The sequence below is a fragment of the Dolomitihabitans soli genome (assembly GCF_022213955.1).
Classification (GTDB): Bacteria; Actinomycetota; Actinomycetes; order Streptosporangiales; family Streptosporangiaceae; genus Streptosporangium_A; species Streptosporangium_A soli.
In genome coordinates this window covers 1-22,792 of sequence record NZ_JAKNTW010000028.1, presented here as the reverse complement: position 1 = coordinate 22,792, position 22,792 = coordinate 1, and the positions used below count along the sequence as shown (strand labels likewise).

The 22,792-nt window shown below is 71.0% G+C and carries 15 protein-coding genes and 1 rRNA gene; 10 read left to right on the top strand and 6 right to left on the bottom strand.

Translation table 11 applies throughout. The features are described 5' to 3' along the window. Positions 1-50 precede the first annotated feature (50 nt). The 5 genes from MBA17_RS37685 to MBA17_RS37670 all read left to right on the top strand — a co-directional run bounded on the left by MBA17_RS37685 (position 51) and on the right by MBA17_RS37670 (position 7,316). Entirely contained in the window at positions 51-1,643 is a 1,593-nt protein-coding gene (locus MBA17_RS37685; RefSeq protein WP_238502377.1) for an MFS transporter, read from the top strand. After that, complete coding sequence (locus MBA17_RS49900; RefSeq protein ID WP_274386580.1) at positions 1,627-1,755, top strand: hypothetical protein; 129 nt, start codon at positions 1,627-1,629, stop codon at positions 1,753-1,755. The genes MBA17_RS37685 and MBA17_RS49900 overlap by 17 nt, the downstream gene beginning before the upstream one ends. A 228-nt stretch (positions 1,756-1,983) precedes the next feature. After that, entirely contained in the window at positions 1,984-3,792 is a 1,809-nt protein-coding gene (locus MBA17_RS37680; protein ID WP_238502375.1) for a cellulose binding domain-containing protein, read from the top strand. A 17-nt stretch (positions 3,793-3,809) separates the two neighbouring features. After that, on the top strand, positions 3,810-5,369 hold the full coding sequence (locus MBA17_RS37675; RefSeq protein ID WP_238502373.1) for a glycoside hydrolase family 18 protein: 1,560 nt from the start codon (positions 3,810-3,812) through the stop codon (positions 5,367-5,369). Positions 5,370-5,510: 141 nt separating this feature from the next. Continuing rightward, a complete protein-coding gene (locus MBA17_RS37670; protein ID WP_238502371.1) occupies positions 5,511-7,316 on the top strand; it encodes a chitinase in 1,806 nt (601 codons plus the stop codon). A 45-nt stretch (positions 7,317-7,361) separates the two neighbouring features. On the opposite strand, the gene narI is transcribed toward MBA17_RS37670, so the two are convergent. Genes narI through MBA17_RS37650 form a run of 4 tightly spaced genes read right to left on the bottom strand, consistent with a single transcriptional unit; the run spans position 7,362 to position 13,769 of the window. Continuing rightward, complete coding sequence (gene narI, locus MBA17_RS37665) at positions 7,362-8,045, bottom strand: respiratory nitrate reductase subunit gamma (RefSeq protein ID WP_238502369.1); 684 nt, start codon at positions 8,043-8,045, stop codon at positions 7,362-7,364. Then, on the bottom strand, positions 8,045-8,587 hold the full coding sequence (narJ, locus tag MBA17_RS37660; RefSeq protein WP_238502367.1) for a nitrate reductase molybdenum cofactor assembly chaperone: 543 nt from the start codon (positions 8,585-8,587) through the stop codon (positions 8,045-8,047). Before narJ ends, narI begins: the two co-directional genes overlap by 1 nt. Next, a complete protein-coding gene (gene narH, locus MBA17_RS37655) occupies positions 8,584-10,224 on the bottom strand; it encodes a nitrate reductase subunit beta (RefSeq protein ID WP_238502365.1) in 1,641 nt (546 codons plus the stop codon). The genes narJ and narH overlap by 4 nt, the downstream gene beginning before the upstream one ends. Beyond that, positions 10,224-13,769 (bottom strand): nitrate reductase subunit alpha, encoded by a 3,546-nt coding sequence (locus MBA17_RS37650; protein ID WP_455432927.1) that lies wholly within the window; start codon positions 13,767-13,769, stop codon positions 10,224-10,226. Before MBA17_RS37650 ends, narH begins: the two co-directional genes overlap by 1 nt. A gap of 97 nt (positions 13,770-13,866) precedes the next feature. On the opposite strand from MBA17_RS37650, the gene MBA17_RS37645 reads away from it, so the two are divergent. The 3 genes from MBA17_RS37645 to MBA17_RS37635 all read left to right on the top strand — a co-directional run bounded on the left by MBA17_RS37645 (position 13,867) and on the right by MBA17_RS37635 (position 17,422). Next, on the top strand, positions 13,867-15,045 hold the full coding sequence (locus MBA17_RS37645) for a nitrate/nitrite transporter (protein ID WP_238502363.1): 1,179 nt from the start codon (positions 13,867-13,869) through the stop codon (positions 15,043-15,045). Between the two features lie 54 nt (positions 15,046-15,099). Then, the gene (locus tag MBA17_RS37640; RefSeq protein WP_238502361.1) at positions 15,100-16,476 is read left to right on the top strand and encodes a hypothetical protein; all 1,377 of its coding nucleotides are present in this window, start codon (positions 15,100-15,102) and stop codon (positions 16,474-16,476) included. A 76-nt stretch (positions 16,477-16,552) separates the two neighbouring features. After that, positions 16,553-17,422: a hypothetical protein gene (locus MBA17_RS37635; protein WP_238502359.1), complete on the top strand. Its 870-nt coding sequence runs from the start codon at positions 16,553-16,555 to the stop codon at positions 17,420-17,422. Here the strand turns inward: MBA17_RS37635 and MBA17_RS37630 are convergent. Beyond that, a complete protein-coding gene (locus MBA17_RS37630) occupies positions 17,401-18,066 on the bottom strand; it encodes a DUF6597 domain-containing transcriptional factor (protein ID WP_238502357.1) in 666 nt (221 codons plus the stop codon). The genes MBA17_RS37635 and MBA17_RS37630 overlap by 22 nt on opposite strands. Before the next feature lie 9 nt (positions 18,067-18,075). Beyond that, the gene (locus tag MBA17_RS37625; RefSeq protein WP_238502355.1) at positions 18,076-19,131 is read right to left on the bottom strand and encodes an AI-2E family transporter; all 1,056 of its coding nucleotides are present in this window, start codon (positions 19,129-19,131) and stop codon (positions 18,076-18,078) included. 85 nt (positions 19,132-19,216) lie between these two features. Here MBA17_RS37625 and MBA17_RS49895 point away from each other — a divergent pair, with 85 nt between their 5' ends. Continuing rightward, positions 19,217-22,315 carry an ATP-binding protein gene (locus MBA17_RS49895; protein WP_274386578.1) on the top strand — a complete coding sequence of 1,033 codons (3,099 nt, stop codon included), beginning with the start codon at positions 19,217-19,219 and terminating at the stop codon, positions 22,313-22,315. Positions 22,316-22,722: 407 nt separating this feature from the next. Further along, positions 22,723-22,792, top strand: a 16S ribosomal RNA gene (locus MBA17_RS37615); the annotation flags it as partial.

Here is a 22,792-nt window from a genome sequence, read left to right as displayed (position 1 = left end):
TTAAAAACCGTCTGGACGGTCGGCTATCGTGGAATATCGCAGGAGGAGAGATGCGTTCGCAGTCAGCGCCAGCCGGGCGGCAGGAGTGGACGGCGCTGGCAGTACTGTCCCTGGCGGTGTTCCTGCTGGCCGTGGACGGCACCGTGCTGTCACTGGCCATCCCGGCGCTCAGCGAAGCGCTGCGCCCCTCGGCAGTCGAACTGTTGTGGATCGCCGACGCCTACTCGTTCGCGCTCGCCGGCCTGCTGATCACCATGGGAGCTCTGGGAGACCGCATCGGCCGTAAACGGCTGCTGCTGATCGGCACGACCGGCTTCGGGCTGGCCTCGGTGCTGGCGGCCTTCGCCCCATCGGCCGGCCTGCTGATCTGGGCACGCGTGCTGCTCGGCGTGGCCGGCGCGACGCTGATGCCGTCGACGTTGTCGATCATCCGTGTCCTGTTCGTCCAGGCACGGCAACGCACCACGGCGATCGCGGTATGGGGCGCGGTGGCAACAGCCGGCGCCGCTGCCGGGCCGCTGATCGGCGGCCTGCTGCTGGAGCACTTCTGGTGGGGCTCGGTGTTCGTGATCAACGTTCCCGCAGCACTCGTGCTGGTGGTACTCGGCGCCAGGCTCATCCCCGAATCCCGCGACCCCCGTCCAGGACCGTTCGACCCGCTCAGCGCGCTGCTGTCCATGGCAGGCATCGTGCCGATCGTCTACGCGATCAAGGAAGTCGCCGGTGCCGCGGCCAATCTCGTGGCAGCGGGCACGGCGGCGCTGACGGGCGTCGTCGCCCTAGCGTTGTTCGTGCGCCGCCAGCGACGGCTGCACAACCCGCTGATCGACGTACGGCTGTTCCGGCGGCCCGCGTTCGCCGGCGCGGTCGGGGCGAACCTGCTGGCGATCTTCGCACTGAGCGGACTGCTGTTCTTCGTCTCCCAGTACCTGCAACTCGTCCGCGGTTACGGCCCCCTGGAGGCCGGCGTACGGCAGATGCCGATCATCGCGGCCGGCATCGCCGCCGCCGGACTTGTCGGCGTGCTGGCCGCCCGGGTCGAGCGTGGCCGGCTAATCGGCCTGGCAATGCTCGCCGGCGCCGGCGGCCTGGCCCTCCTTGTGCCCGCCAAGGGGGAAACGGCCTACTGGTGGTTCGCAGTCGCCTTCGCCACAATCGGACTCGGGATCGGATTAGCCCTGGCCCTCACCACCGACGCAGTGGTCTCCGCAGTCCCGTCGGACCGGGCAGGCTCCGCGTCGGCCGTCTCCGAGACCGCATACGAACTCGGCGTCGCCCTGGGCATCGCGATCCTCGGCTCTCTCCACGCACTGCTCTACCGCACGGAACTGGCCTCGCCAGCCCTGGAACCCCACAGAGTTGCCGACGCCGTACGGTCATCGCTCGCCGCTGCCGTCGACACAGCCGGGTCACTCCCTCCGGCTCAGGCGCAGCAGACCCTCGCCATCGCCAGGACGGCGTTCGTCGAGGCCATGCAGGTCACCACCGGCGTGATGGCCGCCGTCCTGGCACTCGCCGCCGTCGTGGCCTGGCGCGTGATCCCCAACCGGATCGACGCCCCAACCGGCCCGCATCCGGCACCGACTGGCGTCGTCCGCCACACCGAAGCGCACGGATCGCACCCACTTGGGGAAAAGCATTGACGAGCGCGAGGCAGGGCCGCGTGCTGGGCACGGGCTGCGAGCACAGGTCAGGGGCGCGTCGTGGGAGGAGATCGGAGCCATGGCGTACGGCGAGCGCCTGCGGGCGGAGTAGGGGCCGGGCGCGACCCACGCCGGGGATCACCGAGAGGTGGTCCCCGGCGTTTGTTTTGGGCCTTGTAAGACGCGGTAGTCAGGGCTACGATCCAAGCAACTTTTAGGAAACTTTCCTAAAAGTAATTGTGAACACGAACAGAGCCGTTCGACGTTTCCCTCCCGCTTGATCCTCCACCCCCCATCACAACAGGCCGAGGGCTGTATGCGAATTCTCCGTATTCTCGTCGTGGCGTTGCTCGCTGCGATGTCCGCACTCGTCATGACCGGACCCGCGCAGGCCGCCTCCGCGACGGCCACCTTCGTCAAGACGTCGAGCTGGGGATCGGCGTTCGAGGGCAAGTACACGATCACCAATGGCACCGGCACCGCGATCAACGGCTGGCAGGTGGCGTTCGACCTGCCCGCGGGGGGCGCGGTCAGCTCGTCCTGGGACGCCACCATGTCCCGCAACGGGCAGCGGTTCACCTTCGCCAACGTGGGCTGGAACGGCTCGCTGCCGCCGGGGGCGAGCGTGAGCTTCGGCTTCATCGCGAGCCCCGGTTCCGCGGTGCCCTCGAACTGCACGCTCAACGGCGCCTCCTGCGGCGGCGACGGCAACCCGGCGGTCCCGGGCAAGCCGGGCACGCCCGCCGCGACCTCGACGGCCTCGTCGATCTCGCTGAACTGGTCCGCGTCGAGCGGCACGGTGACCGGATACCGGGTCTACGAAGGGACCGTTGTCAAGGCCACTGTCACGGCCACCAGCGCCACGATCGGCTCGCTGGGAACCTGTGAGGCGCACACCTACACCGTCAAGGCGTACAACTCCGCGGGCGAGTCTCCCGCCAGTGACCCGGTGACCGGGACGACCACCGGCTGCACCGGCGGCGTGCCGGGCAAGACCGGTCCGGTGACGGTCGGCGCCATCACGAACACCAGCGTCGCGCTGAGCTGGACGGCCGCCTCGGGCACCGTGACGGGCTACCGGATCCGCCGCGGGACCACGCTGGTCACCACGGTCACCGGCACCTCCGCCACGATCACCGGGCTGACCGCCTGCACCGCGTACACCTACACCGTCACGGCCTACAACGCGGGCGGCGAGGGCCCGGCCGGCGACCCGGTGACGGTGACGACCTCCGGCTGCACCTCGGGGCCGCTGCCCAAGCACTTCCTCACCGGCTACTGGCACAACTTCGTCAACCCGGCCGTCGAACTGAAGCTCGGCGCGGTGCCGAACGAGTACGACCTGGTGGCGGTGGCCTTCGCCGAGGCGACCTCCACACCCGGCCAGCTCGTCTTCACCCTTGACCCCGCACTCGCCACCGCCGTCGGCGGCTACACCGACGCCCAGTTCAAGGCCGACATCCAGGCCCTGCACGCCCGGGGCAAGAAGGTGATCCTCTCGGTCGGCGGCGAACTCGGCAGGGTCCAGGTGGCGAGCGCGCAGGCGGCCACCCAGTTCGCGAACAGCGCCTACGCGCTGATGCAGAGCTACGGCTTCGACGGCGTGGACATCGACCTGGAGAACGGGCTCAACCCGACCTACATGGCCGACGCGCTGCGGCAGCTCAGGGCCAAGGCCGGGGCCGATCTGATCATCACGATGGCCCCGCAGACCATCGACATGCAGTCGACCGGCATGGGCTACTTCCAGCTCGCCCTCGCCATCAAGGACATCCTCACCGTCGTCCACATGCAGTACTACAACTCGGGCTCGATGCTCGGCTGCGACCAGTCGCAGGCGTACTCCCAGGGGACGGTCAACTTCATGACCGCGCTGGCCTGCATCCAGCTGGAGAACGGCCTGCGTCCCGACCAGGTGTCGCTCGGCCTCCCCGCGGGACCCGGCGCCGCCGGCGGCGGGGTCGTCTCCCCCTCGGCGGTGAACCAGGCCCTGACCTGCCTGGCCACCAGGACCAACTGCGGCAGCTTCGTGCCGCCGCGCGCCTACCCGGGCATCCGCGGCGCGATGACCTGGTCGATCAACTGGGACGCCGCCGCCAACTGGAACTTCTCCAAGACCGTCAAGCCCCACCTCGCCACCCTTCCCTAGCCGAGGAGCACCCCCCGATGCGACTCCGCCGTACGGCTCTCGCCGTACTCACCGCCCTCGCCCTGACCGGCGCCGGACTGGCGGCGGCCGCCCCCGCCCATGCGGCAGCGGCCACCGCGACCTTCGTCAAGACCTCCGAATGGGGGTCCGGGTTCGAGGGCAAGTACACGATCACCAACGGCACCGCCGGCACGATCAACGGCTGGCAGGTGGCCATCGACCTGCCGGCGGGAGGCAACGTCAGCTCCGCCTGGGACGCCACCATGTCCCGCAACGGTCAGCGGTTCACCTTCACCAACGTGGGCTGGAACGGCTCGCTGGCCGCCGGTGCGAGCGTGAGCTTCGGCTTCATCGCCAGCCCCGGCTCCGCGGTGCCGTCGAACTGCACGTTCAACGGCGCCTCCTGCGCGGGCGGGACGAACCCCGGCACTCCCGGCACTCCCGGGGCGCCTGCCGTGACCGGGGCCACGAACACCGGCATCTCGCTGAGCTGGGGTGCGTCCACCGGCACCGTCACCGGCTACCGGGTCTACGAGGGCGCCACGCAGCGGGCCCAGGTGACCGGCACCAGCACCACGATCACCGGGCTCACCACCTGCACCACGCACACCTACACTGTCAAGGCGTACAACGCGCAGGGTGAGTCGGGGGCCAGTTCGCCGGTCACCGGCACCACCACGGGCTGCACCAACCCCGGCCCGGGCGGCAAGATGGCCGGCGCGCCGTACCTCTACATGGGCTGGGGGAACCCGCCCGCGCCCGCCACCGTGATGAGCGCCACCGGCGTCAAGTCCTTCACCATGGCGTTCATCCTCGCCAGCGGCGGTTGCACCCCGGCCTGGGACGGCAACCGGCCGCTGACCGGCGGCGCCGACGCCCAGGCGATCTCGCAGATCAAGGCCGCCGGCGGCAACGTGCAGATCTCCTTCGGCGGCTGGTCGGGCAACAAGCTCGGCCCGAACTGCTCCACCCCGGCCGCCTTCGCGGGCGCGGTGCAGCAGGTCATCAACGCGGTCGGCCCCGCCGTGGTCGACTTCGACATCGAGAACACCGACGAGTTCGAGAACTACACGGTGCAGGACCGCATCCTCAACGGGCTGAAGATCGTCAAGCAGAACAACCCGAACGTCAAGGTCGTCGTGACCTTCGGCACCACCAGGACCGGCCCCAACGCGCACGGCATCCGGCTGATCAACCAGGCCAAGGCCCTCGCGGTGCCGATCGACAACTACACGATCATGCCGTTCGACTTCGGCGGCTCCAACATGTACACCGACACGGTCAACGCCTCGGAAGGGCTGAAGAACGCGCTGAAGTCGGCCAACGGGTGGACCGACGCGGTGGCCTACTCCCGGATGGGCATCTCCGGCATGAACGGCCTGTCCGACCAGCAGGAGCTGACCAGCCCGCAGACGTGGACCCAGATCCGCGACTGGGCCAAGTCCAAGGGCCTGACCCGCCTGGCCTACTGGGCGGTCAACCGCGACCGTCCCTGCCCGGGCGGCGGCGTGACCTCCAACTGCAGCGGCATCGCCCAGACCGAGTGGGAGTTCACCCGCATCACCGCGGGCTTCTGACCCCCGCCAAGCCGGTACGGCTCGCGCCTGGTCCCCCCCAACGGGCGCGAGCCGTACCTTCCAGCCGAGATCCCAGCCGAGATCCCAGCCGAGATCCCCTCCGAGATCCCCTCCGAGATCCGCGACCGTGAAAGAGACGCAATGAGGTTCGCACGCGTGGCAGCCGTGGCCGTGCTGGCCCTGGCCGGAGCCGTACTGCCGGCGACCGGCGCTTCGGCGGCAAACATCGTGACCAATCCGGGGTTCGAGAACGGGCTCGCCGGCTGGACCTGCGCAGGTGGTCAGGAGATCTCCGCACCGGTCCACAGCGGGTCCAAGGCGCTCCAGGCCACCCCCGCCGGCAGCGACTTCGCCCGTTGCCAGCAGGCGGTCGCGGTCAAGCCGAACTCCTCCTACACGCTCTCCGCGTGGGTGCGCGGCGGCTACGTCTTCCTCGGCGCGGCGGGCACGGGCACCACCGACAAGAGCGTCTGGACCTCCTCGCCGTCGTCCTACGCCCAGCTCTCCACGTCCTTCACCACCGGCGCGTCCACCACCTCGGTGACCGTCTACGTCAACGGCTGGTACGGCCAGGGCGCCTACCAGGCCGACGACGTGGTGCTCGACGGCCCGCCCGGGAACGGCGGCGGCGACACCACGCCGCCGTCGATCCCGGGCAACCTGACGGTGGGCGGCGCCACGGCCGGCTCGCTGCGGCTCGGCTGGTCGGCCGCCACCGACGACTCGGGAACCATCGCTCGCTACGAGGTGTCGCGGGACGGCGGGACGGCGGCGAACGTCGGGAACGTGACCGCCTGGACCGCGAGCGGGCTGGCCGCCGCGACCACCTACCGGTTCCGGGTGCGGGCCTGCGACCAGGCCGGCAACTGCTCGCCGTACACCGCCGAGGTGAGCGGCACCACCTCCGCGGGGGGCGGGGGCGGCGGGCAGTTGCCCAAGCGGGTGCTGGTCGGCTATCTGCACGCGTCGTTCGCCAACGGATCCGGATATATCCGGATGCGTGATGTGCCGAACGAGTGGAACGTGATCAACCTGGCCTTCGGCGAGCCCACCTCGGTGACCTCGGGCGACATCCGGTTCCGGCTCTGCCCGGTCGCCGAGTGCCCGGGGGTCGAGAGCGAGGCCGACTTCATCGCCGCGATCCGCGACAAGCAGGCGGCGGGCAAGAAGGTGCTCATCTCCATCGGCGGCCAGAACGGCCAGGTCCAGCTCACCACCACGGCCGCCCGGGACGCCTTCGTCCAGTCGGTGGGCGCGATCATCGACCGGTACGGCCTCGACGGGCTCGACATCGACTTCGAGGGCCACTCGCTCTATCTCAACCAGGGCGACACCGACTTCCGGGCACCGACCACCCCGGTGATCGTCAACCTGATCTCGGCCCTGCGCACCCTCAAGGCCCGCTACGGCGCGAAGTTCGTGCTGACCATGGCTCCCGAGACCTTCTTCGTGCAGCTCGGCTACCAGTTCTACGGGCCGGGCGCCAACGGCTCCGCCGACCGCCGCGCCGCCTCCTACCTGCCCGTCATCCACGCCATGCGCGACGACCTGACCCTGCTCCACGTGCAGGACTACAACTCCGGCCCGATCATGGGGCTCGACGACGCCTACCACACCATGGGCACCCACGACTTCCACGTGGCCATGACCGACATGCTGCTCGCGGGCTTCCCCGTCGCGGGCGGCACGACCTTCCCCGCACTCCGCCAGGACCAGGTGGCGATCGGCCTGCCCGCCGCGCCCTGGGCCGGCAACGGCTTCACCACCGTGGGCGAGGTGCAGAAGGCGTTCGACTGCCTCGCCAAGGGAGCCAACTGCGGGCCGTACAAGCCCAGAGGCGTCTATCCGAACCTCCGGGGCCTGATGACCTGGTCCATCAACTGGGACAAGTACAACTCCCAGGAGTTCTCCCGCAGCCACCGCGCCTACCTCGACGCACTCCCGTAGGTCCCGCCGATCCGACCCCGCGCCGACTCCCTTCCCGGCGCGGGGTCAGCGGGGCGTCCGGGAGCGGTAGACGATGTAGGGCCTGAAGGGGTAGCCGATGGGGGCCGCGAAGGCGTGCACCAGCCGGGTGAAGGGGAAGGCGGCGAACAGCAGCATGCCGATCGCCGCGTGCAGCTTGAACGGCCACGGGGCGGCGGTCATCGCCTCGGCGTCGGGCCGCAGCACCCAGATGCCGCGGAACCACGGCGAGACGGTCAGCCGGTAGTCGTGATGTCCCAGCCCGCTGCTGAGCATCGTGGCCAGCAGCCCGGCCACGATCGCGGCGACCAGCACCACGTACATGGCCTTGTCGTTCCTGGTCGTGGCGAGGAAGACCGGGCCCGTCGTCCGGCGGCGGTAGATCAGCAGCGTGATCCCGGCCAGCGTGCACACCCCCGCCACCACGCCGACGGTCACCGAGAAGAACCGGTAGACCCACTCGGGGACTCCCGCCGCGGCGGTCCAGCTCTCCGGGATCAGCAGCCCCACGACATGGCCGGCGATCACGAACAGCAGCCCGAAGTGGAACAACGGGCTGCCGATCCGCAGCAGCCGGTGCTCGTACAACTGCGAGGAACGCGTGGTCCACCCGAACCGGTCGTAGCGGTACCGCCAGACCAGCCCGAGCACCAGCACCAGCAGCGTCAGATAAGGCGCGACCACCCACAACGCGGTCTCGATCCAGCTCATCAGATCCCGACCTCCTCGGCGGGCGGCCCGGCCTCCGCGAGACGCGCCGCCTTCGCCAGCTCCCGCGGAGTGATCTCCGGCAGCGTCGCGCACACCGCCCCCACCACCCACTCGTACGGCGAGCCGCAGTCGCGCAGAGCCGTGCGCAACAGCTCCAGCCCGGCCCGGTGCCTGCGCAGGACCTGCTCGCCCGCCTCGTCCAGGGCGGCGAACTCCAGTATCACCGGCAGGAAGTCGGGCAGCTCGCCGCCGGTCAGCTCCCAGCCGCGGGCCCGGTAGAGCACCTTCAGCCTGGCCAGCGACGCGCCCCGGCGCCGGGTGTCGCCGTCGGTGTAGTAGGTCAGGTAGAGGCAGCAGCGGCGGCGCAGGTCGAACGTCTCCACGTAGTGCGCCTCCAGCGCGCCGGGCGCGCACCCCCTGGCGTACTCGACGAATCGCGCCAGTTCCGGGCAGTCGAGGCCGGGCAACCGGGCGCGGAGCGCGGCGTCGGGGTAGCAGAGCAGCTCGGAGGCCGCCTGCCGGATCAGGGTGGCGGTCGTCACGGCTCCTCCGTGGTGTCGCGTTGCGGGAACAGGCCCTTGGGGGCGCCCCGGCCGTCCCAGTTGAGCAGGTTCACCCGGTCGCGGGTGACCTCCTCGCTGGTCTGGCGTTGTTTGAGGCCGTGGAAGCTCTCGATGGAGACGGGCACCGGACGGCCGGAGGTCTCGCCGAAGGGGCCGTTCATGCCGGGGCCGCCGTCGTAGTCGAGGCTGCATCCCGTCTCTTCGATCCGGCCGGGCGTGGTCCCCTCGTAGGCGGTGGGGATCACGTAGCGCTCGTCGTAGCGGGCCAGGGCGAGCAGCCGGTACATCGCGTCGATGTCGGCGGCGGTGAGGCCGCACTCGGCGGCGATCGACGGGTCGGGCTCGTCGCCGAGGTTGACCGCGCGCATGTGCGAGCGCATCGCGGCCAGGCGGCGCAGCGCCAGCGTCACCGGCCCGGGGTCACCGGCGGTGAACAGCTCGGCCAGGTAGGAGACGGGGATGCGCAGCGCGTCGATCGCACCGAACAGGTTGCCCGCGTCCTCGCCGTCGTGCCCGGTCGTGGCGAGCGCGTCCACCACGGGCGACAGCGGCGGCACGTACCAGACCATCGGCAGGGTGCGGAACTCCGGATGCAGCGGCAGCGCGAGCCGGTAGCGGACGATCAGGTCGCGCACCGGCGACCGGCGCGCCGCCGCCAGCCACTCTTCGGGGATCCCGGCCTCCAGCGCCGCGCGGGCGACGGCGGGGTCGTCGGGGTCGAGGAAGACGGAGAGCTGCGCCTCGTACAGGTCCTCGTCGGCGGTGACCGACGCCGCCTCCGCGACCCGGTCGGCGTCGTAGAGCATGAGGCCCAGATAGCGCAGCCGCCCGACGCACGTCTCCGAGCACACGGTGGGCAGCCCCACCTCGACCCGCGGATAGCAGAACGTGCACTTCTCGGCCTTGCCGGTCTTGTGGTTGAAGTAGACCTTCTTGTACGGGCAGCCGGTGACGCACATCCGCCAGCCCCGGCAGCGGTCCTGGTCGACCAGGACGATGCCGTCCTCCGATCGCTTGTACATCGCGCCGGACGGGCAGGAGGCGACGCACGAGGGGTTCAGGCAGTGCTCGCAGATGCGCGGCAGGTAGAACATGAACGCCCGCTCGAAGTCCAGCTTGACCTGCTCGCCCAGCTTCTCCGCGATCGGGTCGCGGACCAGCGTCTCGGGGCTGCCGCCGAGGCTGTCGTCCCAGTTGGCACTCCAGCCGACGGTGATCGGCTCACCGCTGAGCAGCGACCGGGGGGTGGCCACCGGCGGCTCGTCGGACAGCGGGGCGGTCGTCAGCTTCTCGTAGTCGTAGGTCCACGGCTCGTAGTAGTCGTGGATCGAGGGCATCACCGGGTTGGCGAAGATGGTCAGCATCCTGCGCAGCCGCCCGCCGGTCCTCGGTCGCAGCCGTCCCTTGCGGTCCAGCACCCAGCCGCCGCGCCACCGACGCTGGTCCTCGTAGCGGCGGGGGTAGCCCTGGCCCGGTCGGGTCTCCACGTTGTTGAACCAGACGTATTCGACCCCGGGCCGGTTGGTCCAGGTCTGTTTGCAGGTCACCGAGCAGGTGTGGCATCCGATGCACTTGTCCAGGTTCATCACCATGGCGAGCTGGGCCATAATCCGCATCAGTAACGCACCTTCTGGGAACGGCGGCGGATCACGGTGATCTCGTCGCGCTGGTTGCCGGTCGGCCCGAGGTAGTTGAACCCGTAGCTGAGCTGGCCGTACCCGCCGATCATGTGGGTCGGTTTGATCAGCAGCTTGGTCAGCGAGTTGTGGATGCCGCCCCGCTTGCCGGTGGTCTCGCTGAGCGGCACGTCGATCACCCGCTCCTGCGCGTGGTGCATGTAGACGGTGCCGCGCGGCATCCGGTGCGAGACGACGGCCCTGGCCACCACCACCCCGTTGCGGTTGACCGCCTCGATCCAGTCGTTGTCGGCGACCCCGATCGCCGCGGCGTCCGGGACCGACATCCAGATCGTCGGGCCGCCGCGGGAGAGCGTGAGCATGATCAGGTTGTCCTGGTACTCGGAGTGGATCGACCACTTGGAGTGCGGCGTCAGGTAACGCACGACGAGCCCCTCGCCGGTCTCCCCGACCAGGGTTCCCAGGTCCAGCGGGGGACGGTAGACCGGCAGCGCCTCGCCGTACTCGTGCATCCAGTCGTGGTCGAGGAAGAAGTGCATCCGCCCGGTGAGCGTGTGCCAGGGCTTGTCGTGCTCGACGTTGACGGTGAACGGCGAGTAGCGGCGGTCCGGGGCCTCCTTGCCCGACCACTCCGGGCTCGGTCCCACCTGGGCCGGCCGGGTCTGGGTGTCGGCGAAGGTGATCCGCAGGTCGCGGTGCGCGATCCCGCCGAGGTCGGTGCCGGTCCGTTCGGCCAGCTCGGCGAACCCCTGCGCGGCCAGCCTGCCGTTCGTGGCGCCCGACAGCGCGAGGATCGCCTCGCACGCCTTGGCGTCGGTGTCGAGCAGCGGACGGCCCTTGGCCACGCCGGACGGCGCCAGCCCGCACCGCTGCGCCAGCCAGGCCACCTCCTCGTCGGGCCGGAACGTCACGCCCTTCACCGGCAGCCCCGACCGTTCCGCCAGCGGCCCGAGCGCCGCCATCTTCTCGGCGACCGCGCCGTAGTCGCGTTCCACCACGACGAGGTTCGGCGTGACCGGCGCGCTGGGCGCCCGGCCGCCGGGGAACGCCGTCTCGCCGGGTGTGTCGTGCTGGTACGGCACGGCGACGACGTCCTTCCGCACCCCGAGCCGCCGGCCGGCCAGCTCGCTGAACGCCCGGGCGATCGCGTGGAAGGTGGTGAAGTCGGTCTTCGTCTCCCACGGCGGGCTGATCGCCGGGCTGAACGCGTGGACGAAGGGATGCATGTCCGTCGAGGAGAGGTCGTGCTTCTCGTACCAGGTCGCGGCGGGCAGCACGATGTCGGAGAAGAGCGTGGTGGAGGTCATCCGGAAGTCGAGGGTCAGCAGCAGGTCGAGCTTGCCGCGCGGCGCGGTCCCGTCCGGCGCGGGCAGCCCCGACCCGGTCCCGAGCAGGTGGTGCAGGAAGTACTCGCTGCCCTTGCCCGAGGAGCCCAGCACGTTGGCCCGCCACACGGTCAGCACCCGCGGCCAGTTGCGCGGGTCGTCGGGGTCGTCTGCGGCGAACCGCAGCCGCCCCGCCCGCAGCTCCTCCGCCGTGTACGCCACCGGATCCGCCGCCTCGCCCAGCTCCAGCGGGTTGCGGTCGAAGGCCGGCGCCATCGGCATCCACGAGTTCCGTACGGCCTGCGCCACCAGCTCCGCCGTGTGCCGCCCCGTGAACGCGCCCTCGCCCAGCGGCGAGCTCAGCGCCCCCGCGTCGTAGCCGTCGTAGCGCCACTGGTCGGTGTGCAGGTAGAAGTACGGCGTGGCGGGGGTCTGCCGGGCCGGGCGGGACCAGTCCAGGGCCGAGGCGAGCTGTGCCCAGCCGGTGAACGGGCGGCACTTCTCCTGTCCCACGTAGTGCGCCCAGCCGCCGCCGTTGCGCCCCTGGCAGCCGGTGAGCATGAGCAGTGACAGGAACGCGCGGTACATCGTGTCGCCGTGGAACCACTGCGCGGTGCCGGCGCCCAGAATGATCATGCACCGGCCCTTCGTCTTCTCCGCCGTGGCGGCGAACTCGCGGGCGATCCTGATCGCCTTCGCCGCCGGGACCGAGGTGATCGCCTCCTGCCAGGCCGGGGTGCACGGCTCGCCCGGGTCGTCGTAGCCGGTCGGCCACGTCCCGGGCAGCCCTTCGCGCGGCACGCCGTACTGGGCGAGCAGCAGGTCGAAGACCGTGGTGACCAGGTGGTCGCCGACCTTGGTCACGGGCACGCCGCGGCGCAGCACCCCCGGCCCGCCGTCGAAGCGGGGCAGCAGCACCTCCGTGGTCCTGGCGTGCCGGCCGTGCAGGGTCAGCGCGGGATCGGTGTCCAGACGCAGGTTCCAGCGGCCCCTGCCGGAGTCGGTCCAGCGGAAGCCGACGGACCCGTTCGGCACCACGGGCCGCCCGCCCCGGCCGAGCAGCACCGTCTTCCACTCCGCGCCCTCGCCGTCCTCGCCGAGGTCGGCGGCGGTGAGGAACCTGCCGGCGACGTGCGCGCCGTCCTTGGGCCGCAGCGTGACCAGGAACGGCAGGTCGGTGAAGCGCTTGACGTAGTCGACGAAGTACGGCGTCTGCCGCTCGACGAAGAACTCCTTCAGCAGCACGTGCCCCATGGCCATGGCCAGGGCTCCGTCGGTGCCGGGATGGGCGGGCAGCCACTCGTCGGCGAACTTGGTGGCGTCGGAGTAGTCGGGGCTGACCACGACGACCTTCTGGCCCCGGTATCTCGCCTCGGCCATGTAGTGGGCGTCCGGGGTCCTGGTCACCGGGACGTTGGAGCCCCACAGGATGAGGTACGCGGCGTCCCACCAGTCGGCCGACTCGGGGACGTCGGTCTGGTCGCCGAAGACCTGCGGCGAGGCGACGGGCAGGTCGGCGTAGAAGTCGTAGAAGGAGAGCATGGTCCCGCCGATGAGCGAGAGGAAACGGGAGCCGGCGGCGTGCGAGACCATGGACATCGCCGGGATGGGGGAGAAGCCGGCGATCCGGTCAGGGCCGTGGGTCTGGATCGTGTGGACATGGGCGGCGGCGACGATCTCGGTGGCCTCCGCCCAGGTGATCCTGACGAGGCCGCCCTTGCCGCGGGCCCGCTGATACTTCGCCCTTTTTTCCGGATTTGTCGTGACTTCGGCCCAGGCGGCGACCGGGTCCTCCAGACGGGCCCGCGCCTCCCGGTACATCTCCACCAGCACACCCCTGGCGTACGGATGACGCACCCTGGTCGGCGAGTAGGTGTACCAGGAGAACGCGGCGCCGCGCGGGCAGCCGCGCGGCTCGTACTCCGGCCGGTCGGGGCCCACGCTCGGATAGTCGGTCTGCTGGGTCTCCCAGGTGATGATCCCGTCCTTGACGTAGACCCGCCACGAACACGAACCCGTGCAGTTCACCCCGTGCGTGGAGCGCACCACCTTGTCGTGGCTCCACCGGTCGCGATAGAAGACGTCGCCCTCGCGCCCGCCCGTCTTGTAGACGGTGTGCAGGCCGGGGTCGGTCGCCGATCGCGAGAAGAACCGGCCCGCCCGTAGCGCCAGCTCGTCACCCTTGTCCGCCACCAGCATCTCCGCCCCACGTACCCCGCGAGCGCCTAGTTCATCACACAGAGTTACGATCTGCTGCGAGGGGTTACGGCATGTCGTGAAAGTCGAGGGCGAGATCATGAGCGAGGAACGGCCCGCCGGTCAGACGGCCAACCTGGCGCTGGCGACGGCGGCCTTCGCGCTCACCTTCTGGGCCTGGAACCTCATCGGCCCCCTGTCCAGCAGTTACAGCAAACAACTCGGCCTGTCGCCGACGCAGACCTCGGCGCTCGTCGCCGTCCCCGTCCTGGTCGGCTCCCTGGGCCGGATCCCCGTCGGCGCGCTCACCGACAAGGTCGGCGGCCGCCTGATGTTCGCGGTCATCTGCTTCGTGTCGATCGTGCCCGTGCTGCTCGTCGGCTGGGCCGGCTCCTTCGGCGCCCTGCTGCTGTGGGGCTTCGTGCTCGGCGTCGCCGGCACCTCCTTCGCCGTCGGCATCCCCTTCGTCAGCGCCTGGTACGAACCGGCCCGACGCGGCATGGCCACCGGCGTGTTCGGCGCCGGGATGGGCGGCACCGCCCTGTCCGCCTTCCTCACGCCCCGCCTGGTCGAGTGGCTCGGCCGCGGCGCCACCCACGTGGCGATGGCGGTCACGCTCGCCGCGATGGGGGTGATCATGCTGCTGTTCAGCCGGAACGCGCCCGGCTGGCAGCCGATGACCGAGCCCGCGCTGCCCCGGATGCGCGCCGCGACGAAGATCAAGGCGACCTGGCAGTGCGCCTTCCTGTACGCGGTGGCGTTCGGCGGCTTCGTGGCGTTCTCCACCTACCTGCCCACCCTGCTGGAGACCACCTACCACTTCACCCAGACCGGCGCGGGCCTGCGCACAGCGGGATTCTCCATCGCCGCCGTGCTCGCCAGGCCGCTCGGCGGGGTGCTGTCCGACCGGGTCGGCCCGGTGCGGGTGCTGACCGTCTCATTCGCCGGCGTCGTGGTGATGGCCCTGCTCCTGTCGCTGAACCCACCCGCCGAACTGCCGGCCGGAGCCGAGTACGTGCTCATGGCCGTCTTCCTCGGCCTCGGCACCGGCGGCGTCTTCGCCCTGGTCGCCCAACTGGTCGAACCCACCCGGGTGGGCACCGTCACCGGCCTCGTCGGCGCCTCGGGCGGGCTGGGCGGCTACTTCCCGCCGCTGGTCATGGGCGCGGTGCTCGCCCTCACCGGCACCTACACGATCGGCTACCTGCTGCTCGCCGTCACCGCGTTCATCGCGCTGGCCTACACCTGGACGGCGTTCAGAACCACCGATCGCAGGTGAATTTCCAGCCCGAGTAGGTAGTCACCCTCCAGATCCGGCAGGCTATGGAGCGTCATGGACTATGCAATCCTCACGGGGTTCGTCCTCGTCACCGGTGTCGTGCTCGCGATCGTCGCTCAGTGGCGGGGGTGGCGGCCGACCCTTCTCGTCGCGCTCGCCGTCGGCATCGGCTTCCGCGTACTGATCATGACGACCTCCGCCATGGACAGCTGGCAGCCCGTCGACTTCGTCAACAGCTTCAAACCGGCGGGCGAGGCCGTCCTGAACCGCCAGGACCCGGTCCTCGGCAGCAACGGGGGCTGGCACTTCCTGCCCACGATCCCCTACGTCTACGGCCTGCTGCTGTGGCTCGGCATCCCGTGGGAGATCGCCGGACGCCTGGTCACCGTCGTCTCCGACATCGTGCTGATCCCGCTGGTGGGCAAGCTCGCCGGCGGCGGCACGGCACGGCTGCGCGCCTTCCAGTACGCCTGCAACCCGCTGGGCATCCTGGTCGCCTCCGTGCACGGCCAGGTCGAGCCGGTCGCGCTCGTCTTCGGCGTGGCGGCCTTCGTCGTCGCCCGCGGCCCCGGAGACCCCTACCGGCAGGGCCTCAGCGGCACCTTCAGGGAGCTGTACCACCAGGCCATGACGAACCTGCGGACCCTGGGTCCGCGCGGTTCCCTCGCCCTCGCGTTCGCCGTCAAACCGGACGCCACCCGCCGAGCCGTCTACGCCGGCCTGCTGATGGGCCTGGCCCTGTGCGCCAAGAGCTGGCCGATCTGGCTGATCCCGGGGATGCTGCTGCTCCTGCCCGGCGTGCGGGCCAGGGTGGTCGCGGTGCTGGCGATCGCCGTACCGCCGCTCTTCTTCCTGGTCACCCTGCCGATCTTCGCGGGCACCTCGCTGAACCAGATCCCCGAGGTGATCAGGGTGATCGGCGACATCCGCCCGATCATCGGCGAGTGGGGCTGGACCGCCATCGCGGTCGGCGGCGAGTGGACCCTCGACTCGGGCCTGGCCAGGATCGGCACCTACATGATCTACGTGTCGGTGGTGGTCGTCGCGCTGCTGTGGCGCAGGGCCGACCCCATCGACATGACCACCGCGGTGCTGCTCGTCTTCATGGTCATGACGCCCAGGCTCGGCGCGCAGTACCTCCTGTGGTTCATGCCATTCCTGATCGCCCGCCCCACCTTCTTCGCCTGGCCGGCCATCCTCGGCAGTTCCCTCTGGGCGGCGACCGGCTACATCTACCTGACCCAGTGGACCGCGCAGGACTGGTGGGTCCGCCACTCACCGTGGGCGATGAGCTCCATCGTGCTGCTCCCCATCCTGGCCGCCGCCATGCCCTGGGGCCGCCGCCTGCCCCGCCCCGCGGACGTGCGGCCCGCCGAGGACCTGACGGCCCCGCAGACCCTGGGACCAGCGGAGGACGCGCGACAACCCTGACCCACCGGCCACCGAGCCCGCGCCGCGTCTGATTCTTACAAGAACGGGCTCCCGCGCCCGCGCTAGCGTCGGGGCCATGAAGGTTCTGACCAAGGAAGCGCTCGCCCGTGCGGAGCGCTTCATCCTGCTCAATGCCCGCCTGATCGACCGGCTGAGGTTCGCCGCGCTCTTCGCCGACGGTACGGCGGAGCGGGTCCTCGCGGCCCTGCGCCTCTACCAGAACCCCGACGGCGGCTTCGGCAACGCCCTCGAACCCGACCTGCGCGGCGCCGGCAGCCAGCCGGAGCCGGTCGAGATCGCCTTCTGGATCCTCGACGAGTTCGCCGCGCTCGACGATCCGATGGTCGCCCCGGCCTGCGACTACCTGGCCTCCGTCAGCACCGGCGAGGGGGGCGTGCCGTTCGTGCTGCCCAGCGTGCGGGAGACGCCGCGCGCGCCCTGGTGGCAGACCGACGACGAGCCGCCCGGCTCGCTGGTCCCCACCGCCGCGCTCGCCGGGATCCTGCAGGCCCACGGCGTCGACCACCCCTGGCTCGGCCCGGCCACGGAGTTCTGCTGGAACCGCATCGCCCAGGTGGAGGAGACCAGCCAGTACGAGGCCCGCGCCATCGTGCAGTTCCTGGAGCGGGCCGCCGACCGGGATCGGGCGGACCGGGAGCTCGCCCGGTTGCGCGACTCGCTCCTGGCGACCGTGGCTCTCGACCCCGACGCGGAGGGCCACGTCCACTTCCCGCTCGACTTCGCGCCCCGCCCGAGCCGGCTCGGCCTGTTCGACGACGACGTGATCGATCGCCATCTCGACGCGATGATCGACGCCCAGTCGGACGAGGGCGGCTGGGCGATCAACTTCGAGCCGTTCGCCCCGGTGGTGACGGCCGAGTGGAACGGCTACCTCACGGTCGGCAACCTGAACGTCCTGCGCGCCTACGGCCGGCTGAGCAGCTGACCGAGCGGCATCCCGGCCAGCCGCCGCACCTCGTTCGACATGTGCGCCTGGTCCGCGTAGCCGCACGCGACGGCCACCTGGGCGAGGGAGTCCCCCGCCCCGGCCAGCCGCAGCGCCCGCTGGAACCTGGTCACCCGCTGCACCGTCTTGGGCCCGTAACCGAACGCGGTCAGGCACCGCCGCAACAACTGCCGCTCGCTGAGACCGAGGTCCGAGGCCACCTCGCCGACCTTGCCGCCGGTGCGCAGCGCCCGCGCGATGGCGGCCGCCGCCGGATCGGGCCCCGGCCTCTCGCCGAGCCGTATCGCGGTCGCCCGTTCCAGGTCGGTGGGGCCGCGCAGGTCGAAGGCGGGCAGGTCGGCCAGCGGGACCCGCTGGTCGCGGATCGCCTCCATGGGCACGCCGAACAGCTCGCCCACCGCGCCGGGCCGGAACCTGATCCCGAAGTAGCGGTCACCCGGCACCATCCGGACCGGATGCGGCCCGGTGTCGGGCCCGGCCACCTGCGGGCCGCCGGGCCCCCAGATCAGGTCGACGCAGCCGTCGGGCACGACGGGCTGCACCCGGCCGGCGGTCACCGTCTCCGACCACAGACAGGCGACCCGGCCGGCAAGCGCGGGGGAGGGCGCCCATTCGAGGTACATGTCCTCAGGCTATGGCGTCTTCGCGGGCGTCGGCGGCGGGCCGCCCGAGATGAGCGCCGCCGCCCACTTCGCGCTGGGATCGCTGTCGATCAGCAGCGCCCGCGTCAGCAGGCTCAGCGGGATGGCGAGCAGGGCCCCCAGCGGGCCGAGCACGAACGTCCAAAGGATCAGCGACAGGAACGTCATCGTGGTGGTGAGCCCCACGGCGTCGCCGAGGAACTTCGGCAGGATGAACGACTGCGTCACCACGTTGATCGCCGTGTAGGCCAAGATCACCAGGAGCATCGTCTGCGGGCCGCCGTCGAGCAGGCCGAGCAGCGCCGGCGGGACCAGCCCGATGACGAAGCCGATGTTGGGGATGTAGATGGTGATCAGCGCGAGCACCCCCCAGAGCAACGGCAGGGGCACGCTGAGCAGATAGAGCGCGATGACGTCGAGGGTGGCCGTGAGGATGCCGAAGACGGTGGAGACGATGAGGTAGCGCCTGGTCCTGCTGGCGAACGTGGCCAGCGCGTCCACCAGATCGGGCCGCCGTCCCGGGCCGGTGGACATCATCCGGGAGAAGCCCGCCGCGTCCAGGCACATGGCCAGCAGCAGCACCACGATCAGGAACAGGCTGGACAGCACGCCGAGCAGCCCGGAGAACAACCCCTGCACCAGCCCCAGCACCTGACTGGGATCGAACGCGGCGATGGCCTGGTTCACCTGATCGTTGCCCACCCCGAACCGCGCCCCCACCTCCCGCGCCCGCGTGACGAGGTCGGCGAACTGCTGGGAGTACGTCGGCACCAGCGTCGCGAGCTGGGCCACCGAGATCGTCAGGACGGCCATCATGCCGAGCAGGACGAGCAGCACCACGAGGAGCGGCACGGCCACCAGCACCCACCCGGGAGCCCCTTTGGCGGCGAGCCGGTCCCGCAGCGGGGCGACCGCGATGACCAGCACCAGGGCCAGGATCACGGGGCCGACGATGGAGGCGACCTCCTTGATCCCGGAGAGGGTTATTACGGCCGCCGCCGCGCAGACCAGCACGATTACGGCGCGCGGTACGCGTTGCTCAGTCACGCCATATACCTACCCTTCAGGGATTCTTTAGCGCACTTCGTCGAGGCGCTTGCGCGGAGCCGCCGGAGCGAGTGAAATCCCACCTATGTGGGAGTTCGGCGTCCTCGGATCCATCGAGGTGCGAGGCGCTGGCGGACCGATCGAACTCGGCGGATGGCGACAGCGCGCGGTGCTCGCCCGTCTGCTGATGGCGCGCGGCACGGTCGTCCCCGTCAACCGGCTCCTCGACGACGTCTTCCACCGCGAGCCCGCCGGCTCCGCGCTCGCCGCGCTGCAGTCCTGTGTCTCCGCGCTGCGCCGCGCCCTGCCGCCCCAGACGCTGGTCAGCCTCGCCCCCGGATACGCCCTCCGTCCCGCGAGCGTGGACGTGGAGGAGTTCGAGTCGCTGGTCCGCCGTGCGCACGCCGTACCCGATCTCGACAAGGCGCTCGCGCTGGTGCGCGGCGAGCCGTACGCGGACGTCGCGGCGGAGAGCTGGGCGGCGGGTGAGGCCGGGCGGCTCGCCGAGCTGATCCTGGCGACGCGGGAGCAGCGGTTCAGCATGCTGCTGGCCCAGGGCGCCGCCGCGGAGACGGTGCCGCACCTGCGGGCGCTGACCGCCGTGCAGCCCTACCGGGAGCGCCTCTGGTGCCTGCTGGCCCTCGCGTTGTACCGGTGCGGGCAACACGAAGACGCCCTCTACGTCGTACGGCTGGCCTGCGACGTGATCATCGATGAGCTGGGGGTGGAGCCCGGTCACGATCTGCGCCGCCTGGAGGCGGAGATCATCCTGCGGACCGCGTCCATCGACCTGCCCTCGCCGCGGATCGAACTCGTCCCCCCGGCCCGCCCGGCGGAGACGCACGACCCGCTGGTCGGCAGGGAGACCGTGCTGGGGGAGCTGGGCAGGCTCGCCGACGACGCCGAGTCGGGCAGGCTCAGGCTGGCCGTCGTCAGCGGCGAGCCGGGCATCGGCAAGACCCGCCTGCTCGGTCACGCCGCCGGCACGCTCGGCCGCCGGGGCTGGTCGGTGCTGTGGGCCGGATGCGTCGAGGGCGGACCGGCGCTCGACCCGTGGCGGCGGATGCTCGGCCACGGCGACGACCCCGCCCCGGACGACCCGCTGGCGCCGCTGCTCTCCGGGGTCCCGCCGCCGCGGCCGGCCCTCGCGGAGGACGCCAGAAGGGTGATGTTCGACGCCGTGACCGAGCGCCTGGAGTCGCTCGCCGCCCAGCGCCCGCTCATGGTGGTCCTCGACGACCTGCACTGGGCCGACCTGGCCAGCCTCGACCTGCTCGGCCATCTCGCCGAGACCGCGCGTGGCCCGATCCTGCTCACCGTGGCGGGCGCCGCCCCCGCGCAGCCCGGCGTACGGCTGCCGCTCGGCGGGCTGAGCACCGGCGCGATCGCGGAACTGGCCACGGCGATGGGCCTGACCGTCGGCGCGGACACCGTGACGGAGATCAGCGCCGGCACGCAGGGCAACCCCTACTTCGCCAGGGCGGCGCTGCGGTCGGTGGCCGGCGGGGAGACCGTCGAGTCCGCGCTCGCCGACGGCATCACCGGAGCCGTACGGCGCAGCCTGCGCCGATTCCCCGCGCCCGTCCGCGCGGCGCTGGAGACGGCCGCGCTCATCGGCGCCGACCTCGACGCCGAACTGGTCGCGGAGGTCGGCGGCGGGCCGATCGGCGAGGTGACGGAAGCCCTCGACCTCGCCCTGGTCACCGAGGTGCTGGTCGCCGAGCCGGGCACGGGGCTCCGCTTCGGCCACGACCTGGTCCGCGAGACCCTGTACGACGACCTGGCCGTCAGGGAGCGAACCCGCCTGCACCACCGCGCCCTGCACGCCCTCGCCGCCCGCTCCGCCCCCGCCGCCGTGCTGGCCCGCCACGCCTTCGCCGCCGACCCGTCGACGGCCGCCCCCTGGGGAGTCGCCGCCGCGAAGGAGGCGGCCGCCCGGCTCGCGCACGGCGACGCCGCCCGCTGGTGGGCGTTGACGGCCGAGGCGTCCGCCGAGGCCGACGCCGAACCCGCCCAGCGGATCGAGCTGCTGCTGGGCCTGATCCGTGCCCTCCTGGACGCGGGCGAGCGCGAACGGGCCCGCCTGGTGCGAGCCGGCGGCCTGACCATGACCGGCGACCCCGTGCTCACCGCCCGCCTGCTGACCAGCCTCGACATCCCCCTGCCCTGGACGGTTCCACCTCTGCGGGAGACGGAACCCGGCCTGGTGGGCCTCCTGGAGTCGACCCTCGCCGCCCTGCCGTACGAGGACACTTCGGTGCGCTGCCGGATGTTCGCCAACCTCGCGGGCGAGCTGTACGGCATCGCGCCCGCCGACAGATGCGACTCGCTGGCGGCCGAAGCCGTGGCGATGGCCCGCCGCCTCGGCGACCCGCGCCTGCTGGCGTCGGTGCTCCAGCACCGCCTGCGCTCGATGACCCGAGCCGGCTGCGCGGCGGAGACCGAACGGCTGGCCTGCGAACTGATCGAACTGGCCGACTCCGAGGCGCTCCTCGGGTACGGCCTGGCGGCCCGGATGGCACTGATCCCCGTCCTCGCCGAGCGATTCGACCTCGGCGGGGCGGATCGCACGGCGGCGGAGTGCGAGGCGCTGCTGGGCCGGATGCCCGCGCCCGACACCGAGCTGGCGCACCTGGCCTGGCGGTCCACCCGGACGATCCTCGCGGGCCGGCCGCACGAGCTGCGGTTCCCGGCCGGGGCGCGGCTCTTCGGCGACATCGCCGGGATGCACCGCACTTTGGCCGCCTACTACCAGGGGCAGCTCGCGGACCCCGGGTTCGGTGGGTTGCCTGGAGCCGAGCCGTGGCCCGGTGGGTTACCTGGAGGCGAGCCGTGGCCCGGTGGGTCGCGTGGTCCCGGGCGGCTGGTTCGGCCAGATCCGGACCGGCCGGGGTGGGCCTGGCTGAGCCTGACCTGCTTCGCGGCCGAGTCGTGCGTCCGGTCGGGCGACGTCGCCCGGGGGGAACGGTTCTTCACGGAGCTGCTGCCGCACGCCGATCGGCTGGCGACCGGCCATGGCCTGGTCCCCGCCGGGCCGGTCGGCCACTATCTCGGCCGTCTGGCGGCGTTGTGCGGGCGTCCCGACGAGGCGGAGGGCTTCTTCAAGGACGCGTCCGAGCGGTGCGCGCGGAGCGGGCTGGTGTGGTGGGAGGCCCGTATCCGGGCGGCGATGGAGTCGATTTGACGCGGGTCGTGGCCGCACGTAATCTTCACCAAGCCCGAGGGAAACGAGCTTGATCGCTCAGCCTCCACGGGACCTCCCCTTGATCCGAACCGCCACCCGATTCGACATGAGTCGGATGACGGAGTAAGTTAGAGGGGTTGCCCTGGAGACGGGGCGGTTCGAATTCTAGAACATCCGCTGATTTGACTGAAAACAGCGAGTGGAAATAGAATAAGGACATCGAAACAAGGAAATGAGCGCCCCTGAGGGCTGGTTCTCCGGAACTGGTTCGGCGGTGTACGCGTCCGTTTCTTGAGAACTCAACAGTGTGTTCAAAAAGCCAGTGCATGATGCACAACCCCGTCACGTTTATTGTGACGGATTCCTTTGGTTGACATTTATGTCAGCCAGGTGAAGTTTCCAAGCATTTTTTGGAGAGTTTGATCCTGGCTCAGGACGAACGCTGGCGGCGTGCTTAACACATGCAAGTCGAGCGGA

Bases quoted from the DNA above. Each gene is read 5' to 3' on its own strand.
- MBA17_RS37650 (WP_455432927.1), bottom strand. From the start codon at position 13,769: ATGCTGGTGGCGGACAAGGGTGACGAGCTGGCGCTACGGGCGGGCCGG.
- MBA17_RS37675 (WP_238502373.1), top strand. From the start codon at position 3,810: ATGCGACTCCGCCGTACGGCTCTCGCCGTACTCACCGCCCTCGCCCTG.
- MBA17_RS37630 (WP_238502357.1), bottom strand. From the start codon at position 18,066: ATGTACCTCGAATGGGCGCCCTCCCCCGCGCTTGCCGGCCGGGTCGCC.
- MBA17_RS37645 (WP_238502363.1), top strand. From the start codon at position 13,867: ATGAGCGAGGAACGGCCCGCCGGTCAGACGGCCAACCTGGCGCTGGCG.
- MBA17_RS37685 (WP_238502377.1), top strand. From the start codon at position 51: ATGCGTTCGCAGTCAGCGCCAGCCGGGCGGCAGGAGTGGACGGCGCTG.
- narH (WP_238502365.1), bottom strand. From the start codon at position 10,224: ATGCGGATTATGGCCCAGCTCGCCATGGTGATGAACCTGGACAAGTGC.
- narI (WP_238502369.1), bottom strand. From the start codon at position 8,045: ATGAGCTGGATCGAGACCGCGTTGTGGGTGGTCGCGCCTTATCTGACG.
- MBA17_RS49895 (WP_274386578.1), top strand. From the start codon at position 19,217: ATGTGGGAGTTCGGCGTCCTCGGATCCATCGAGGTGCGAGGCGCTGGC.
- MBA17_RS37635 (WP_238502359.1), top strand. From the start codon at position 16,553: ATGAAGGTTCTGACCAAGGAAGCGCTCGCCCGTGCGGAGCGCTTCATC.
- MBA17_RS37640 (WP_238502361.1), top strand. From the start codon at position 15,100: ATGGACTATGCAATCCTCACGGGGTTCGTCCTCGTCACCGGTGTCGTG.
- MBA17_RS37670 (WP_238502371.1), top strand. From the start codon at position 5,511: ATGAGGTTCGCACGCGTGGCAGCCGTGGCCGTGCTGGCCCTGGCCGGA.